General features: G+C 55.9%; 11 protein-coding genes. 4 read left to right on the top strand and 7 right to left on the bottom strand.

The genetic code is table 11. The features are described 5' to 3' along the window. Positions 1 to 240: 240 nt before the first annotated feature. From bamA to JWG43_RS14975, 3 genes are read left to right on the top strand one after another with little or no spacing between them, the layout of a single operon-like run. Positions 241 to 2,925 (top strand): outer membrane protein assembly factor BamA, encoded by a 2,685-nt coding sequence (gene bamA, locus JWG43_RS14985; RefSeq protein WP_240193623.1) that lies wholly within the window; start codon positions 241 to 243, stop codon positions 2,923 to 2,925. 49 nt (positions 2,926 to 2,974) lie between these two features. After that, complete coding sequence (gene mfd, locus JWG43_RS14980; protein WP_205243760.1) at positions 2,975 to 6,511, top strand: transcription-repair coupling factor; 3,537 nt, start codon at positions 2,975 to 2,977, stop codon at positions 6,509 to 6,511. After that, positions 6,508 to 7,203: an HAD family hydrolase gene (locus JWG43_RS14975; protein WP_205243759.1), complete on the top strand. Its 696-nt coding sequence runs from the start codon at positions 6,508 to 6,510 to the stop codon at positions 7,201 to 7,203. Before mfd ends, JWG43_RS14975 begins: the two co-directional genes overlap by 4 nt. 170 nt (positions 7,204 to 7,373) lie before the next feature. On the opposite strand, the gene JWG43_RS14970 is transcribed toward JWG43_RS14975, so the two are convergent. The 7 genes from JWG43_RS14970 to JWG43_RS14940 form a co-directional block, all read right to left on the bottom strand. Then, positions 7,374 to 8,618, bottom strand: coding sequence for an AAA family ATPase (locus JWG43_RS14970; RefSeq protein WP_205243758.1), 1,245 nt, complete (start codon positions 8,616 to 8,618; stop codon positions 7,374 to 7,376). A 393-nt stretch (positions 8,619 to 9,011) separates the two neighbouring features. Continuing rightward, the gene (locus tag JWG43_RS14965) at positions 9,012 to 10,697 is read right to left on the bottom strand and encodes an HD domain-containing phosphohydrolase (RefSeq protein WP_205243757.1); all 1,686 of its coding nucleotides are present in this window, start codon (positions 10,695 to 10,697) and stop codon (positions 9,012 to 9,014) included. Between the two features lie 2 nt (positions 10,698 to 10,699). Then, positions 10,700 to 12,424 carry an HD domain-containing phosphohydrolase gene (locus JWG43_RS14960; RefSeq protein ID WP_205243756.1) on the bottom strand — a complete coding sequence of 575 codons (1,725 nt, stop codon included), beginning with the start codon at positions 12,422 to 12,424 and terminating at the stop codon, positions 10,700 to 10,702. Between the two features lie 3 nt (positions 12,425 to 12,427). Then, positions 12,428 to 13,951 carry a cyclic nucleotide-binding domain-containing protein gene (locus tag JWG43_RS14955; RefSeq protein ID WP_205243755.1) on the bottom strand — a complete coding sequence of 508 codons (1,524 nt, stop codon included), beginning with the start codon at positions 13,949 to 13,951 and terminating at the stop codon, positions 12,428 to 12,430. Positions 13,952 to 14,027: 76 nt separating this feature from the next. Beyond that, a complete protein-coding gene (locus tag JWG43_RS14950; RefSeq protein ID WP_205243754.1) occupies positions 14,028 to 15,341 on the bottom strand; it encodes an OmpP1/FadL family transporter in 1,314 nt (437 codons plus the stop codon). Positions 15,342 to 15,513: 172 nt separating this feature from the next. After that, positions 15,514 to 16,137: a class I SAM-dependent methyltransferase gene (locus tag JWG43_RS14945; protein ID WP_205243753.1), complete on the bottom strand. Its 624-nt coding sequence runs from the start codon at positions 16,135 to 16,137 to the stop codon at positions 15,514 to 15,516. 239 nt (positions 16,138 to 16,376) lie between these two features. Next, positions 16,377 to 16,655, bottom strand: a complete 279-nt coding sequence (locus tag JWG43_RS14940) for a GNAT family N-acetyltransferase (RefSeq protein ID WP_205243752.1) — start codon at positions 16,653 to 16,655, stop codon at positions 16,377 to 16,379. Positions 16,656 to 16,857: 202 nt separating this feature from the next. Here JWG43_RS14940 and JWG43_RS14935 point away from each other — a divergent pair. After that, positions 16,858 to 17,534, top strand: a 677-nt coding sequence (locus JWG43_RS14935) for a phospholipase D-like domain-containing protein (protein WP_240193622.1), incomplete at its 3' end; no start/stop codon positions are given.

Raw genomic sequence — 17,534 nt, 5'->3', positions numbered from 1 at the left:
GGGTTCGTCCCGAAGGGGCGGCTGGTGAGGGTTATTATCAAAAATTCTGTGACAATTATAACCTTATGGCAGTAAGATATGGCCAAAATACGAGTCCAGACGTCACGGATTCAGGATAATGGCTTCCGACATTTAAGGAGATGGGCCGGTTGCCGACTGGTGACCGTTTTTTCTCTGCCGGTGGGTATAGACGCATCCTTGCATCCTGCCGGTGAAACATCCAACAACAGGAATCATCCCATGCGGTCGATCGTAAACATCTGGCGGAGAACCCTGATTTTTCCAATGCTGGTGTGCGTTCTTGCAGGAGTTGTCACCCTGCTCCTTTTCCCCGGCGTCTCCCGGGCTCTGGAAGCCAATACGGTTTTTCTGCCGTTCAGGGTCAACGCCCCCGACGCCGCTGCCTTAGCTGCCACCGCTGACAGGATTCTGGAAAGGGAAACGGCCGCCAAGGGACAGCGTATGCTTTCCCGCGGCGAGGCTGAGCAACTGATCCAATATGAAGACGTGTGGCCGCCGCCGGTCCCTGTCCTCGAAACCATCGCCGAACGTGCCGGAGTCAACTATGTTGTTGTTGGCAGTCTCACCCGACTGGGCAACCTCATCAGTCTTGACTGCGCAGTCTATGATATGCTGGCCCCGACGGTCCCGTATTCGGCATTTCGGGAAGCCGAATCGCTGGAGGAACTGGGACGGATAACCGAGGAAATCGTGGCAGCCATGCTGACCTTTTCCAATCGCCGCTTTACCGTTGCCTCCATCGTGCCAGAAGGCAATGTGCGCATTGATTCCGGCGCTATTCTCCAGAGGATTTCCACCAAGCCCGGTGACCTCTACGATCCGGCTTTGCTGCGGGAGGATCTGCGCGCGGTTTTTGCCATGGGCTATTTCGATAATGTCGAGATAGAAGCCTTGGACACCGACAGAGGCAAAAGGATTATTTTCCGGATCAGTGAGAAACCGCTCATCGGCAGTGTTGTCATTACCGGCGCTCAGAGCATCAAAGAGCAGGATGTCCGCGATGCCGCCAACATCCCTGTCAACTCCATTCTCAACCCGGCCAGGATCAACGAAGCCGCGGAAAGGGTCCGGGAGCTGTACCGGTCCAAGGGGTATTACAATACCGAGGTCAATACAGTCATCAGTTACCCCGAGGGGACCGGTGCCGAAGTACGCCTCGTGCTCGATGAAGGAAAAAAGATCACCATCGAGGCCATAACCTTCCAGGGCAATGCCAGTGTTTCCGACAGTACGCTGCGAGGCGTTATCCAGACCGGAACGCACCGTTGGTGGATCTCGTGGCTGACCGCCTCCGGTGTCCTGAAAATGGATGTGCTCCGCCAGGATGCGGATCGGATCGGAGCCTATTACCATAATCAGGGCTTCATTGAGGCCAGGGTGGGCAGCCCCATCGTCGAGCAGAGGGATGATGCCCTTTTCATCACCTTTCCCATTGAAGAAGGGCCCCGCTACCGGGTCGGCACGGTTGAGATTCAGGGCGATCTCATTCGCAGTCAGGAAGAACTGATAGCCCTGCTCGAGATCCGTAGGGAGGAGTTTCTCAACCGACAGGTCCTGCGGGACGACATCACCCGCCTCACCGACCTCTACGCCGAAAAGGGATACGCTTTTGCGGAAATTTTCCCGAGAATCAACCGGGCAGCCACCGGTAATCGAGTGGATATCGTCCTCATGGTCGACAAAGGCTCCCTGGTGTATTTCAACCGGATCGATATCCAGGGCAATACCCGTACCCGCGATAATGTCATCCGCCGTGATCTCAAGATGCAGGAAGGAGGACTGTTCGATTCGAGGGCCATTCGCACCTCCACCCAGCGACTCAATCGGCTTCGGTTTTTTGAAGAGGTCAATATCATCCCCCGGCCGACCATGAATGAAGAGTTGATGGATGTAGTGGTCGAGGTCAAGGAACAACCGACCGGTCAGTTCAGTATTGGTGCCGGCTGGTCCTCTTCTGAAAATCTTCTTTTTATGGGGCAGATTTCCGAGGATAATCTTTTCGGCACAGGGAACAGGTTATCGCTGTCGGCCAATCTCAGCAGCCAGAGTACTCGCTACAACCTGACCTTTACCAACCCACGGCTCTATGATTCACAGGTCTCAGGCAGCATCGATCTGTTCAACTGGGAACGTGAATACGACGATTACACCAAAGACTCCACCGGCGGTGCTCTGCGAATTGGCCACCCGCTCTTCGAAGCCTGGCGTATTGTGTACGGATATACGCTTTCCGATACCAACCTGACCGATATCGCTGAAAATGCCTCTTCCGTCATCCTCCGTTCCAAGGATATCAATCTGACCAGTGCGGCCGAATTGGGTCTTATTCGGGATACCCGGGACAGAATTTTTTCTCCGACCACTGGGTCGCGCAGTCGGATCAGCGTCAATTATGCCGGCGGTCCCCTTGGCGGTGACGCCCAGTTCACCAAACTGGAAGGATCCTCCTCCTGGTATTTTCCGCTGGTCTGGAGCACGGTCTTTCATGTCCGGGGGGCTGCCGGTCGGGTCTTTGAGAATGAAGACGGCAAACTGCCGGTCTACGAGAATTTTTATCTGGGTGGCATGAACACCATCCGTGGATTCAAGACCTTTTCGATCAGTCCCGTGGACCCTGAAACCGGGGAGAAGATCGGTGGTGATAAAATGTGGAACGGTACTGTGTCCATTATCTTTCCACTCCTGAAAAATCTGGGCATGGATGGGGAAATATTTACTGATCTCGGTAACGTTTATGCACCGGAAGACAGTTGGGATTTCAGTGAGTATAAACACTCCGCCGGGTTCGGTGTCCTCTGGCTTTCTCCCCTTGGTCCCCTCAGACTGGCATGGGGTTACAATCTCGATCGTCAAGAGGGTGAAGAACAGTCCACCTGGGATTTCAGCATGGGCGGCACTTTCTAAGCCGCACGTCCTGCTCCTTTTTCCTTTCCAGTCATGAAGACCCTACGACATGCAGTCGATTCTTGCGCGGCTGCGTGAAAACAGTCCGCCTCCCGATATATTCGGCCTTAATGATGCATCCACCGCCCTCCTGTTAGCCAGGGCGGTGGCGTCGTTGGGGCGTACGCTCTGTTGCCTGGTCCCCTCAGATGATCAGCTGGAACGTCTGGCTCAGGACATCGCTTTTTTTTCCGAGGTTCGGGTCCTGCTCTATCCCAGCTACGAGATCCCGCCCTACACCCCTCTGTCTCCGGATCCGGCCACTGTCTGCACCCGTCTGGCCACCTTGTATCAATTACAGGGCAGCAGCGAGCCCTTTCTGATTCTGACCTCCGCGGAGGCTGTCCTGCGCAGGATTCTGCCGCTCCGGGTCCTTAACCGCCATTGTGAATTGGTTATTGCCGGTGAGGAAATCGACCGGGAACAACTGGTGGCCACGCTGATCGCCTCCGGTTACCAGCCCTGCGACCTGGTTCGGCAGGAAGGCGACCTGGCCGTACGGGGCGGCATCATCGATGTCTATCCCCCCTCACTGGACAGTGAAAAAGCCGGGCCTCTTCGCCTGGATTTTTTTGGAGATACGGTGGAGTCGATCCGGCTCTTTGATCCCATTTCCCAGCGTTCCCGCCAGCAGTTGGAAGAAGCTATCCTCTTGCCGGTGTCTGATTTGCTTTTTCCCGATGCCGACGAGTACGCAGCCATGCTGACCGGGTTGGATGCTGTCGCTGACCAGTTGCAATGGTTGCCAAACGAGTACCGCACTCTTCGCGAACGATTCGCCTCCGGCCAACGATTTCCCGGCATGGAGTTCCTGCTGCCCCTGCTGTACGGCGGCAGGCAACAGCTCCAGTCCCTTTTTCACTTTCTTCCTCCCGGATCGTCGTTGATCCTCGACGATCCCCTGGCTATCCGGCAGCGAATGCGGCTGGTTCGCGATCGAATTGCCGCCAATTATGCGGAAGCAACGGCTCTACGAGCTGTGAGCTTGCCGCCGGATGATCTGTTTGTCACCGAGAACGAATTCGAAGAGCTGCTCGATTCCTCCCTGCTGGCCCGTTTTTGCAGCCTTCCTGATCCTGATTGTCCCGCCCCCGCCCTGACAGTCTCAATCGGCGACCACAGTCTGTTGGCCCAGGAAATAGAACTGGAGCGCAGAAAACGCGGTCTGCTGGCACCCCTGGCCGATCGCATCCAGACATGGCAACAGGAGGGAGAGAGCATCGTGCTCGCTTGTCGATCCGGTCGACAGGCCGAGCATCTGCGGGACATGCTCGCTCACTACCAGATACGTGCCGCTCTACATCATCCCCCCTGTGATCCCGAGGCTCGCCTTGATCCGGACCAGGTCCATTGTTTTGCTCACCCCCTGTCAAAAGGATTTGATCTGCTCGAGGAAAAAAGCCATTTTCTTTCCGCCCTGGAACTCTTCGGGGAGAAAAGGCTGGGGAGCAGCCGACGGCGAAAACGTGTCCGTCCGGAGGGCCAGCCCGTCGAAATCGACCAGCTGAACCCCGGGGATGTGGTGGTGCACCGAGATCATGGGGTCGGCATTTTTCAGCGACTGGTCAATATGGACATATCCGGTCAGCAAAGCGACTTTATGCTGATCACCTATCGGGGCGACGATAAACTGTATGTCCCGGTGGATCGTCTCCACTGGGTCAGCCGTTACCAGGGGCTCACCGATCAGGCCCCGAAACTCGACAGCCTTGGCTCCCAGCGTTGGCAAACCGCCAAGAAAAAGGTCAAGGAGGCGGTGTGGAAGATTGCTCAGGAGCTGCTGGATACCTACGCTCGCCGGGCTATGCAGCATGGTCATCGGTTTTCGCCGCCGGGTGATCTGTACCGTCGGCTGGAGGAGTCGTTTCCCTATGACGAAACCGTTGGCCAGGCCAAAGCCATTGATGAGGTCCTCGACGACCTCACCCGTGACCAACCCATGGATCGGCTTATCTGTGGTGATGTGGGCTACGGTAAAACCGAGGTTGCCGCCCGGGCCGCCTTCAAGGCCATTGAAGATGGGTTCCAGGTCGCTATTCTTGTGCCGACCACGGTCTTGGCCGAGCAGCATGCCGCAACCTTCCGGGATCGGTTTGCCACATTCCCCGTTACCATTGCCTCCCTCAACCGCTTCAGATCCTCCAGCCAGCAAAAAAAAATGGTCGCAGACCTGGCCGCCGGCAGGATCGATCTGGTGGTCGGCACCCATCGTCTCCTTTCCAAGGATGTCCACTTTCATAAACTCGGTCTGCTGATTGTTGACGAAGAACACCGATTCGGGGTGGCGCATAAAGAGAAGCTTAAAAAGCTGAAAGCGACCGTGGATGTCCTGACCTTGACCGCCACCCCCATTCCCCGGACGCTGCAGATGTCTTTATTGGGAATTCGTGATCTCTCGGTGATCTCTTCTCCACCCCGGGAGCGGCGTTCAGTCAAGACCTTCCTGGCCCGCTATGACCAGTTGGTGATCCGTGAGGCTGTCCTGCGCGAAATGGAACGAAAAGGCCAGCTCTTCTTTGTCCACAACCGGGTGAAATCCATTCATCGCATCGCCGATACAGTGGCCGCCCTCATCCCCCAGGCCCGGATCGGTGTGGCCCATGGCCAGATGCCCGGACCCCAGCTCGAGGATATCATGGTCCGTTTTATCAACCATGAGCTGGATATTTTGGTCTGCACCACCATCATTGAGTCCGGCCTCGACATTCCCAACGCCAACACCATCATCATCAACCGTGCCGACCATCTTGGTCTGGCCGATATCTATCAGTTACGGGGCAGGGTAGGGCGATCCTCCCGCCAGGCGTACGCCTATCTGCTGGTCCCCTCATTGGACCATCTGACCGGAGATGCTCAGCAGCGGCTGCGTGCGTTGATGGACTGTTCCGAGCTGGGGGGCGGTTTCAAACTGGCGATGAATGATCTGCAGATCCGTGGCGGTGGCAATCTGCTTGGGGTCTCCCAGTCGGGGCATATCGCCTCGGTGGGCTATGATCTCTACCTGGAGCTGCTGCAGACCACCGTGGCGGAATTGAAACAACAGGCAGCCAATGGCAGCGAGTCCTCTGCCGCTATGACGGATCTCGATCCGGAGATCAAAATAAGGCTGCCCGCCTTCCTGCCTGACAGCTATATTGCCGAGACCAGTCAGCGATATCAAGCCTATCGGCGCATCGCCACCACCGGTAACGGGACCGCAGAGGATCTGGCTGAACTCACCGAGGAATTGATTGACCGGTATGGCCCTCTCCCCAGAGAGGCAGAGAACCTGCTGACCATTATCAGATTGAAACAGGAATGCCGCGTACTGGGCATCAGTAAATTGGAACAGGGCGTGGACAATTTGATTGTTTCATTTATTCCTGATGCGCCGATTGAACCGCAACGAGTACGGGCTCTTCTTGAACGGAAACCGACTCGAAAAAACCCTTTGCTTCAGCCTGCCCGTCTTACTCCCGACCATCGCCTGGTGGTGCCTTTCGCCAGGGGAGAACTTTTTGCTGCTCTTGGCGACTTGATGCATACGTTGCAAGGAGGCAATGCATGATCAGCGAACAGCTCGCACCCTGTGATAAAATTTTTCCGGACATACCCTGGGAGGCGATTGATACGGTCCTCCTGGACATGGACGGCACCCTTCTCGATAAACATTTTGATGATTACTTCTGGGAACAGTACCTGCCGGAGCATTACAGCCTGCTCCATGATATTTCCGTGGACGAGGCCAAGAGCCAATTGCTGGCCCGTTACCATCAGGTCAAGGAGACCCTGGACTGGGCGGATTTGAATTTCTGGTCACGACAGCTCAACCTCGACCTGCAGGAACTGAAACTGCGCATTCATCATCTCATCGGGGTTCATCCTTATGTCATAGAGTTTCTCGAACATTGTCTGCGGGCTGGAAAAAAGCTCCATCTGGTCACCAACGCCCATACCGGTACCCTGGCGATCAAACTGGAAAAAACAGCTCTTGGCCCCTGGTTCGACCGGATTATCTGTGCCGGTGAAGTGGGTATGGCCAAGGAGGAACCGCTTTTCTGGGAGCGGCTTGAAGGGATGCTGCAATTCGATAAAACCCGCACCTTGCTGGTCGATGACACCGAGCAGGTCCTTTTTTCCGCTCAGGCGTACGGTATGGCCCATCTTCTCTTTGTCGCCCGGCCCAGCAGTCGGCAGCGGGTGCGGTATTCCTGCCACTTTCCTTCCATCGAATACTTCAAGGAACTGCTGCCCCGTTGAACTCGCACGGATTCAGGCGATTCAGACTGAAGGCAGCAAAATAAAGCCCAAGAACAAAGTCAAGCCATCACGGATGCAGATGGTCACAAAAAAAAGCCGCCCAGCCAAAGGCTGGACGGCTTGCGCGCTTGGGTCCGCAGAGCCACTTCTGCAGGCTGGGAAGGTGCCTGTCAGGTTTTCTTTTTGGCTCTGGAGCTTGTTTTTGCCGTTGTCTTGGCTCTGGGTGCGGGTGCCGGCTTTTTCTTCAGCTCTTCCAGTTCGTTGCGCAAAGTTGCGGTGGTATCGGTGAGTGTTGCCTCAAGTGCGGTGACGCTTTCCTGCACGGCAGCCAGGGACTGGGCAGAAGCGGTCAATTCTCCACTGAGGGTCTCCAGTTGTTCGGCGGCGATAAAAGTGGCACTTTTTTCCTCCAGGCCAGCCACCTTGGTGCTGAGGTTGGTGAGAGACTCGTTCAGGGGCTGTGGATCAAAAACCGGCTTAGCCTGTTCCAGTGTTTCCAGCCGGGCGGGAAGATCGCCAAGCAGGGTCTCCCTGGAGAGTGTCTCCATCTGCTGAGCAGTTTTGGTGATTTTGTCTTCTATGGAGCCTGTCTTCTTCTGCAGGGCTGCAAGCGCATCGTTGAGGGGTTTGGGGTCAAATTCCGGCACCTGGTCCTGTTCGAGTTTCTGCAACCGTGCGGGGAGGTCACCAAGAAGCTTGTCGGTTGAAAGCGCCTGCATCTTCTGGACAGTCTCGCTGATTCTGCCTTCAATGGTGGTCACACTTTCCTGGACTGCTCCAAGAGACTTGTTCGAGGCGGTTATTTCTCCGGTAATGGCATCCACCTGGCCGGCGGTGGCAAAGGTGGTGCTTTTCTCTTCCATGGCCGTGAGTTGAGCATTGAGGGTGTTGATCTGCTGGGTCAGTTGCTGCTGAACTTCAGCGATGGTTTTGATTTCCTCCGCCAGATCAACGGGTGAGGCAACCGTCGCGGCAACAGGTTCAGCTTCCGATGCGGTAGCAGGGGGTATGTCCGCGGAAACCTCCTGGCCAGTCGCCGGGACGAGCTTCTCCACCGGTTCAGCAGCGGCGCAAGGAGCTTCTTTCCCTCTCAGGGCTGCCAGGGAGCAGAGAGCCGGTGCCAACAGGTCCATTACCGATCGTTTAATGTTCTGGTACATCTCCGCTGCCTTTTGTCGGTTGGCGATAGCCACGCACAGCAGAAAAACACCAATGAGTACGGCAATGCTGATGGTCAGACCAATGATCATGGCAATAGTCCATTGAATGAAGCGGAATATGCCGATGATGATCAGACCCACAGAACTGAAAAAGCCCCCTTCTGGTGTGGCGCTGGTAAAATACGCAAGCAGGGAAAAAACAAGGAGTACGGCTGCTGATATGATCAGCGGGGTCCGCATTTTATTTGTTTTCATGGTCCACTCCTCCGTCAGGAAATGTGCTATCCGATTTCAGGTTTTCGGGAACGCGCACACAAGCGTGATCCAGTGTTGCCCGGCATGCGCTTTTCGATTGATTCTGTGTGTTTTTAGTGTATTTACCTGTGAACAGCAAGGGAAATATGACACGGTGGCCCTTAACTTTCATCTGCTTTTCCTTGCCCAAAACCTGGTTCCATGAACGTTCGTTCTGGATCAGCTTTGTTGTTTTTGGCTTTGCCCTGGATCCGTGAGCATTCGTCCCGCAGGGCGGCTGGTGAAGGTTATTATCAAGGATTCCGGTGTAATGACATTCTGATTACAGCTCGATATATCCAAAACAACAGGCCAGCCGTCACGGATTCAGGGGACCCTTAAGCGAACGGGTCTCTAGGGCACTCTTTCCAGGAGATTACCGCGAATCCAGTCAAAGTCCATCCGGCGACGGACAAAAGCGGCCACCACGGCTGGATCGAAGTGCCGGCCCGCACACGCCTCAATACGTTCCACCGCCTCCTGGTGGGAAAGGTTGCGCGCAGCATCCATGGCAGCGGTGTATGCTTCATAGCTGTCGGCTACAGCCATGATCCGAGCCTCCAGCGGAATTTCTTCACCGCACAATCCATGGGGATAGCCGCTGCCGTCCCATCGTTCATGGTGATAATACGCAATATTTTTGGCTATTGACAGAAAACTGCTTCCTCTTGCTTCCTGTTCCATGGCTTTGATCATGTCGCCGCCTATCCGGGTATGCTGGCGAAGCCTTTCTTTTTCGTCGGCCGTCAAGGGAGTTGCTTTGCCAAGAATGGCATCGGTAACCCCGACCTTGCCGATGTCATGGAGAATGGAGCCCTGGTAGAGGTTTTGTAAAAATTCCGGACTGATCAGGCTGCGGAACTGATCGTGCCGGGAGAGCTCAACGGCAATGAGACGGCAATATTCACGGATTCTTTCCAGGTGATGACCGGGGGTGACATCGCGGTATTCCGAGAGTTTGGCCAAGGCTAGAATCGCGGCATTTTCCATTTTTCGACATCTCTGCAGCGAGGTGATCAAGGTGTTTTCAAGCCTGCGGCGGATGCTGATATCCCGGAGGAGCAGTTGCAGTATCGGTGCCTTGCCGGTCCGTGCCAGCAGCGCACCACTGATTTCCACTTCCACTGGTGTTCCCGCGGCGGAAACCAGGGTCCATTGCCAGGAAGACACGGTATTTCCCCGGGCGACAACGTCGAGAAGCGCTGCCTGCACCTGCTCTCGATCCTCTGGGCGGACCGTATCGAAAAAGGAGGAGCTCCGTGGCGGAAAATGGGTGTCATGAAAATGCCGCCAATAGGATGTATTGGCCTGGAGGATGTCGCCCTGCCGGGTAACAAGGACAACATCGTCGGCAATCGCTTCATAGAGCAGGCGGTATTTGTTTTCCGATGCTTTCAGAGCCTCGGCGCGTCGTTGTACTTCGCTTTCCAGGTGTTCAGCCTGGCGGGCCAGGGCTGATGCGACAGCCTGTTGTTTGCTTCGCAACAGATGTTCGTGTTTCCGTGCCGTGGTGTCGGCCCAGCTCTGGATGGCGGCAATAACAACGAAGCAGATCATGAAAAAAAGATGACTGAACAGGTTGATCAATTGGAATTGATCGAGTGTTTCCGTGAAAATGACGACAAGCAGATAGAGGCTCACCAGACTGAGACCGCTGAACAGAGCCTGACCGGCGGTTAAGGGAATCAGGGCAGTATACATGGTGATGACAACAATCAGGCCAACATAATAGGGTGAGCTGGCTGGACCTAACTGGTGGATTACCAGTAACATCACGGTGCCGATACAGAGATAACCGGCAAAACCGATCACCCAGGCCCGGCGTTGATCGTGATCGCGATAGTTGGCCACCAGCAGTAGACCGGTACAGCCAAACGCAAAAAGACGATAGCGGAAAAACTGGCTGAAATGTTCTGGAACCAGCAGGTAATCGAGGAGGGTGAAGAGGAACATCACCCCCATGCTCACCAGAAGCATGATGGACACCCGGCGCTGGTGAAGTTGCCGTGATTCGGCCTCGAAGTGGTCGAAAGCGGCCATGGTTAGGATGAGGGAGGGTTGCCAGGGTGATAAGAGGCCTGCAGCTTGTCCCGAGCGGCCTGAAAATCCTCTTCCCGGGCGAGAAAAGCGTTGACAATGGCGGGGTCGAACCGGATGCCGCTTTCCCTGATGAGAATCTCCCGGGCCTGTTGGTGGCTGAAGGCGGGTTTATAGGGCCGGTTGGACGTCAGGGCATCATACACATCGGCCAGCGTAACGATCCGTGCGGAGAGTGGTATCTGCGTGCCGGCCAGGCCATGGGGGTAGCCCTGGCCGTCCCAACGTTCATGATGAAAAAGGGTGATCTCCTGGCCCATGCGAAGAAAAGAGAGGCTTGCCGAATCTTTTTCCGCCGCGGAGAGGGCCATGCTGCCGTATTCGCAGTGCCGCATCATGGTCTTGAATTCCGCTGGGCTGAGTTGATTGGGTTTCAGCAGGATGGTATCAGGAATGCCGACCTTGCCGATGTCGTGGAGAACGGAGGACAGGCAGAGATCCTCGATAAACGTGGCGGTGACAATTTCGGCAAACTCGATATTCCGCGCCAGTTCCACGGCAAGAATCCGGGTGTACTCCCTGATGCGCATCAGATGGGTGCCGGTGTCGTCATCGCGGCATTCCGCCAGACGTGCCAGGCCGAAAATTGCGGCCTGGCGTGAAGTATCGATAAGTTGGCTCGATTCCAGGACCCGTCGTTCAATCTCCTTGGTGGCGGTGATATCACGGACAACCAGTTGGAACTGTATTTCGCTCTCGGGAGTGTCGACCCGGTTGCCGCTCAATTCCACCTCCATGATCCGGTTTTGTCGGCTGAGCATGCGCATCTGCAGACCTCGGATGGGGTTGCCGCTGGACAAGGTGTCAAGGAGATTTGGAACCAGATGATCTTGTTCCCCGGGGAGGAGAAAATCGGTCAGTGATCGGCCCTGCAACTCATCCGGAGTGCTGTCCAGAAACGCGGCTCCATGACGGTTGATCATCCCGATGCGGCCGGTCCGGTCGATCTGCACCACCATGTCCAGGATATTGTTGTACAGATCGTGGAACCTGAGATCCGATTCCTCGAGGAGTTCCATGCGCCTGCGGATCATTGCTTCCAGGTTGCCGGTGTAGTGTTTAAGTTCATCGTTGAGCGCCCGCAGGCCTTTCTGCGCCCGCAGGGACTGTTTCTGGATATGGAGATCGTCAAAGCATTGGATTGCGGTGACAATGACGATGATGAAAAAGAAAAAGCTGTTGGTGACGCCATGGACCAGCGCCTGATCGTCGAGGGGTCGGGAGCCGAGATACACGGTCAGCACATACACCAGATACATGGCACCGCCAAGCAGCAGCGCCTGACGGACATCAAGGGGTAGAACGGAAAATCCGCCGGCGATCATCAGCAGGATACCGACATAGTACCCGGAGGCAAAGCCACCCAGTTGGATCGTCATCAATGAAATGATCAGAGCGCCGAGGAGCATGGCGCTGTACATGACAGCCCGGGTCTGACCTCGAACCTGGGGCAAGGTCAAAAGCAGGATCAGGGCAAACAGCAGCAGAACAAAGCAGAACCGCAGGAAAAAGAAATATGAAAAATGCGGCCGGCAGCAGATAAAATCAAGCAGGGCAAAGAGCGAAAAAAAGACAATGCCCAGCCACAGGCAGATTCTGGTCCGCTGAAAAAACAGGTCTTCCAGTTCTCCGGCCTGACGGGTGGTCACTTCTTCCGGGGCCGAATCCATGTTTCACTCCTTGACTGCCACGGCAAAAAGGTTGACCTGTTCCGGCTCGGCGATGATCTCCACCTGATCACCAAAGGGGGTGGCGGCGAACAGTTCCCGTAAATCATCGGCCGAGCGGTAGATCAGTTCCCACTTGAGCAGTTTATCGAGAAAGAGCGAATCCGGGTAAAAAGCGAAGTTGCCCAGCAGCAGGGTGCCGCCGGGTTTGAGGTGGCGGTGGCATTGGCTGATCAGGGCACGAAACAGTCGGGGGTCGAGATAGTCACAGAGGCCAGCGGAATAGATGATATCGAGCGGTTCGATGTGGTGGCGTACCCGCCCCAGAGCCCATTTGATGACATTTTCGCTCATCAGCCGGATTGAGGCTCGATGGGGGAAAATATTGACATGCTGATTGGTGTACCGCAGCGCCTCGCTGTCGATATCGACGCAGAGCGCTTCAACATATTCGCTGTACTCGCATTCCGCCAGGAAATCGAACAGTTCCCGGTTGGGGCCGCAGGCCAGATTCATGATGCGGGTCACGGTACCGCGACCGGCGATGTCGCTGCTGAGGCGCAACAGTTCATTTTTGAGCAGCAGCCGTCGTCCGCGGATGGCCAGGGAACCAGGGCGACGCAGGCAGAAATCGTCAACAATCTCGCCGAGCTTCCCTTCTCCCGCGGGTACATTGGCATAGATATGCTCCATCATGAGAAAATCACCAGCATACCCCTTGGGTTTGTAATAGGCCCGTTCGGCAAAGCGGCTGCGCATGAAATAGGGGAAGATCTCCTTGAAGATATACCCCCACATCACCTCTTCATAACCACTGCCCTGCATGACCGCCGCGAATTGTCCTAGTGAGGTGTTGAGTTCGTTGAGCACACCATGGCAACGGGCTTCACTGTCCGGCGCTGACCGTCCTTCGGCCTCGGCTTTCTGCAGGTGATGGGAGAGGTTGAACAGTTCTGACTTGAACATCTCCATGCGGCTGCTGATCTCATGCCAGCGAGTGGAGCGAACCAGAGGCGCCGGCAGGGGTTTTGATTCGGCGTAGCGACTGGCAAGACGACTGGACAGTGATTGGGCGTATCCGGCGATGGGTTCGCGTTCACCGGCAATGCGGCGGAATTTGCCGCAGATTTTGCGGGTGAGAAAGAGGATGAAATCCATGAAAAGGTCCGGGTGATCCCCGCGCATGGTCTCCATGACCCGGGTATCGAAGATGCCAATGCGGCAGGGGCTGACCGCCTGAATGTCGCGAACTCTTGATTCTCCGTCAAAAAAACCGATTTCACCGAAAAATTCCCCGGCACCGATCAGGGCCACGGTGATGCGGGTGTCCGAGGGGTCGGTATAGCTGACTTCCACGGCACCGTCCTGCAGGTAGTAAAAGGTACTGGTCGGTGCTCCCGGGGCAAGGATCGGTTCCCCGGCGCTGAAGGAACGGATAGTGGCCAGGGGCAGTACCTGGTCCAGCAGGGAGCTTTCCGTGGGGTGGATATCATCACGCGGCGGTGATGTGGTCTTGGGAGCTTGATTCATGCCGGATTCCTTGCATGGTGGTGGCGTTGCCCTGGATCACCCAAGGTATGGCAGGGAGACCAGGAAACACAGGCTGTTAAAAGGTGGTCACCAGGCCGAGGGTCAGGGCATGCGCCCCCCCGTCGGTGAAGGTTCCGTCAATGCCCGGGAGCCCGGCAGTGCTGTTGTTGGTGACGGAACGGCTTTTGGTATAGTGGTACATGTAGGAAAGCCCCAGTTCGAGGCCGGGGGAATACCGGTAGCGGATGCCGGCGCTGTAGATCAGGGCATCGGCATCAGGCAGTTCAAAACCGAGGGTGGCCGCCGGCACCGGGGTGCGATCGTAGGCAAAACCCAGGGTTGAGGTCCAGCGATGATCCCAGGCATAGGTAAGGCCCAAGCGGTAGGCGTCGCTGTCCTGCCAGTTTTTGGGCACAGGACGGTCGAAACCGTCAAAAACGGTGCCAAGAAAATTCTCCTCATAGGTGAAGTCAAGGGTGGTGAACGAGGACCAGAAGGTCCGGTCCCAGCCCAATTCCACGGTGAGACGGTCAAAAGTACAGGCGGCGGCCAGACTGAGGACCGCCGGCAGGGTAATGCCGACGCTTCCCGGCCCGGAATAGGTGGCCAGGGGTATTGATCCCGCCTGGGCGCGGAGTGTACTGGTCCCTTCAAGGTCGAGATTGATTTCGGAACGGAAGGTTGCGGCAACAGCCAGGCGATCATGCGGCTGAATGGTCATGGCCAGGTTATACCCCGGTCGGGTATCGGTGCCGTCGGAGGAGCGGCTGAGCGAGGTCAGGGGAGCCAGCTGATCAAAGGGCGGGTTGAGGACCTCGGTGTCCACCTCCCCCCGGCCATGGACGACCCGGACACCGCCGCCAAGACTCAACCAGGGCAGAGGGGCAAAGGCCACCGAGGGATTGGCTTCCACCACGAAGAGCGAGAAGCGTTGCGCGCTGGCCCGGGGCAGGGGCTGCTGCCATTTCTTGGCCAATCCGTACGGGTAGGTGAGGGAGAAACCGAAGCGCAGGGCTCCGTGGGCAGGGGACACCGCATGGACAAGGGGCATGAAAAAACGCTCGCTTTCGGAAGAAGCGTCGAGCAGAGGGGAGCGGTGGTCCCGGTAGGTGATGGTGGGCAGATCGAGCATGGTCAGGCTGGTTTCCACCTGCCATTGATCAGCAGAAAAATGCATGTTGGCTGGATTATAGTAGCTGGCATCCGGTCCGGGAGTGTAGGCGGTCCGTGCTCCCGATAAGCCCACGGCGCCAAGCGACTGATTGGTGATTCTGAAGCCGGCTGCAGTAGCGGGCAGCGGGATAACCGCGACCAGCAGGAGGATGGTCATCAGCAATGGTCCGATTTTTTTTTGTTGCTGTCGCGGAAGGTCGTGCTTCATTTCCGTCATGACAGTCCTCCATGCAAACTCTGATTGTTCATCCGGCTCGGTTTGTCCATAGCCTATTCAAGCAAAGTATAGCATTGATCACGGGAAAAAGAATGATTTAATACATGAACAGGAAGGGGGAGAAGGGCTTGCCGTTGGCGGGTTTTGAGTGGGAATTCGTTGCCCTGCAAGGTCAATGGGAAGGCGGTCGAACTGTCGTCATCAGGAAAAGTGGATAGTGTTTTTTGACTTTCCCTGTTTCCCGGGTCAGATTGAAGACGGTGGAAAAGGCTGGTGGAGCAAATCCGGCAGCCATGGTTTTTTCGGCCAGTTCGTGACGGTCAAAGCCTGGGTGACCCTTGAAGCCCGGCCCATGAAAGGTCCCGTCTTCCCGGTCAAGATCAGCCACGCAGAGGATGCCGCCTGGGTAGAGCAGTTCATGGAATTGACCCAGGATCTTTTCGGTATCAATGATGTGATGGAGGGTCATCAGCGTGTAGAGCAGGGAAAAACGCCTTGCAGGAACAGCATCAGTGGTCAGGTCAAGGCGCAGCGGGAGCATGTTGCCGACACCAGCGGCCTTGATTTTATCCGCCAATACCTGGTGCATGCCGGCGGAACTGTCGGCCAGGGTGATGAAACCGGGGAACGGCTGGAGGGCGAAACTGAGCAGACCCGTGCCACAACCGTACTCGAGGGCTGACTGACCAGGTTGCCGCGGGAGAATGGCCCGGATACCCCGGGCAACTGCCCGGGCCCGGTCGATTTTAACGGGATCGGTGTCCCAGCCTTTTGCTTTCAGGTTAAAGTCGGACATACTTCAAGATGTCATGAACCTGGATCCCTGAGCGTTCGTCCGTGCGTCAGCTTTAATGTCTGTGACCGTTCGATGAAAGTCGACTGTATCGGACGGGTACGGCCAATGGAGTTGACGCGCGAGCGGACGCTTTGAAAGGCGGCGGGTAACGGCACATTATAAGAAAATCCACCGCATGTATAACCTCAGTGCAACAAGAATATATCCCACACAAGAGTCCTGCCGTCACGGATTCAGGATCAGGCAGCCAGGTCGGCGTACTCCTTGTTGCGCTCGAGAAACTTCACAGCATACGAACATTGCGGGACAACTTTTTTCCCTCGACGGCGAAGGTCTTCCAGGGCGTACCTGGTCAGTCTGGCCGCCAGGTCGCGGCCGCGAAGTTCAGGGGGGACAAAGGTGTGGGTGAAGACCAGGGCACCATCCTTGCGTTCCACATACTTGAGCAAGGCCATCTTCCCCTCCAGGGGCAGTTCATATTGATGCATCAATTCATTGTGGCGGGGTTCATTTTCCATGGCAAGTCCTCCGGAAAATTGTATGGTTCTTTATTCCTGGATCAGTGAGCGGATGAATGCCCCGAAAAACGGCTGGTGCCGGTTATTGCAAGGATTCCGTTGCAATAACAATCTGATTACAGCAGGGTATATCCAAAACAGGAGTCCAGCCGTTAGGATTCAGCTGCTATTATTCACTATTTTTATGTGCATGTCAGGTCAAATGTACCAACAGACCCTAAGAACCGGAGAAAAAGGCCACACGGATCAGCCGTTGAACGGGGCACCTCGATGGTCTACGTTCAAATCTCCTCCCCGCAGGAAAAACAAAACGGTTCGACGGGTTCTCCGTCTCCTGGCCCGTTCCCGGGAAAAGGGAGGGGCAAACGTTCATTTTCCCGACAACAGGGTTGTTCTGCTGCGACATGGCGGCGATTTTTTTCCAGCGCTTTTTCAGGCAATGGCCGAGGCCCGGAGCACGATCTGCGCTGAATACTACATCATCAGAAATGATGCCACCGGCACCAGCTTTGCCCGTTCACTGATGGAGGCCGCCGCGCGCGGTGTGCAGGTGGTCCTGATCTATGATTTCATCGGCTGTTTTGAGACACCGGACGAATATTTTCAACAACTCCGGAATAACGGTGTCCATTGCCTGTCCTTCAATCAACCGACCTTCTCCCGCCTTAGGCTGCTCGATAGCCGTAACCATCGCAAAATGGTGGTTATCGATGGGATCACCGCTTTTCTCGGTGGCCTCAATGTCGGTGATGAATATGCAGGATACGGCGACAGCTTCCAGCATTGGCGTGATGCCGGCATTCGTGTTGACGGGTCGGCGGCGGGTCGGTTACGGCGGTTGTTCCGCCGGACATGGGTCCTGTCTCTTATACACAGCTG

The sequence above is a fragment of the Desulfobulbus alkaliphilus genome, from assembly GCF_016918545.1.
Classification (GTDB): domain Bacteria; phylum Desulfobacterota; class Desulfobulbia; order Desulfobulbales; family Desulfobulbaceae; genus Desulfobulbus; species Desulfobulbus alkaliphilus.
The sequence above is the reverse complement of the archived record's forward strand: the minus strand, read 5'-3'. Positions and strand labels throughout refer to the sequence as shown.

Excerpts from the sequence above, each read along its gene's own strand:
- mfd (WP_205243760.1), top strand. The coding sequence starts at position 2,975 with ATGCAGTCGATTCTTGCGCGGCTGCGTGAAAACAGTCCGCCTCCCGAT.
- JWG43_RS14960 (WP_205243756.1), bottom strand. The coding sequence starts at position 12,424 with ATGGATTCGGCCCCGGAAGAAGTGACCACCCGTCAGGCCGGAGAACTG.
- JWG43_RS14970 (WP_205243758.1), bottom strand. The coding sequence starts at position 8,618 with ATGAAAACAAATAAAATGCGGACCCCGCTGATCATATCAGCAGCCGTA.
- bamA (WP_240193623.1), top strand. The coding sequence starts at position 241 with ATGCGGTCGATCGTAAACATCTGGCGGAGAACCCTGATTTTTCCAATG.
- JWG43_RS14945 (WP_205243753.1), bottom strand. The coding sequence starts at position 16,137 with ATGTCCGACTTTAACCTGAAAGCAAAAGGCTGGGACACCGATCCCGTT.
- JWG43_RS14965 (WP_205243757.1), bottom strand. The coding sequence starts at position 10,697 with ATGGCCGCTTTCGACCACTTCGAGGCCGAATCACGGCAACTTCACCAG.
- JWG43_RS14950 (WP_205243754.1), bottom strand. The coding sequence starts at position 15,341 with ATGACGGAAATGAAGCACGACCTTCCGCGACAGCAACAAAAAAAAATC.
- JWG43_RS14940 (WP_205243752.1), bottom strand. The coding sequence starts at position 16,655 with ATGGAAAATGAACCCCGCCACAATGAATTGATGCATCAATATGAACTG.
- JWG43_RS14975 (WP_205243759.1), top strand. The coding sequence starts at position 6,508 with ATGATCAGCGAACAGCTCGCACCCTGTGATAAAATTTTTCCGGACATA.
- JWG43_RS14955 (WP_205243755.1), bottom strand. The coding sequence starts at position 13,951 with ATGAATCAAGCTCCCAAGACCACATCACCGCCGCGTGATGATATCCAC.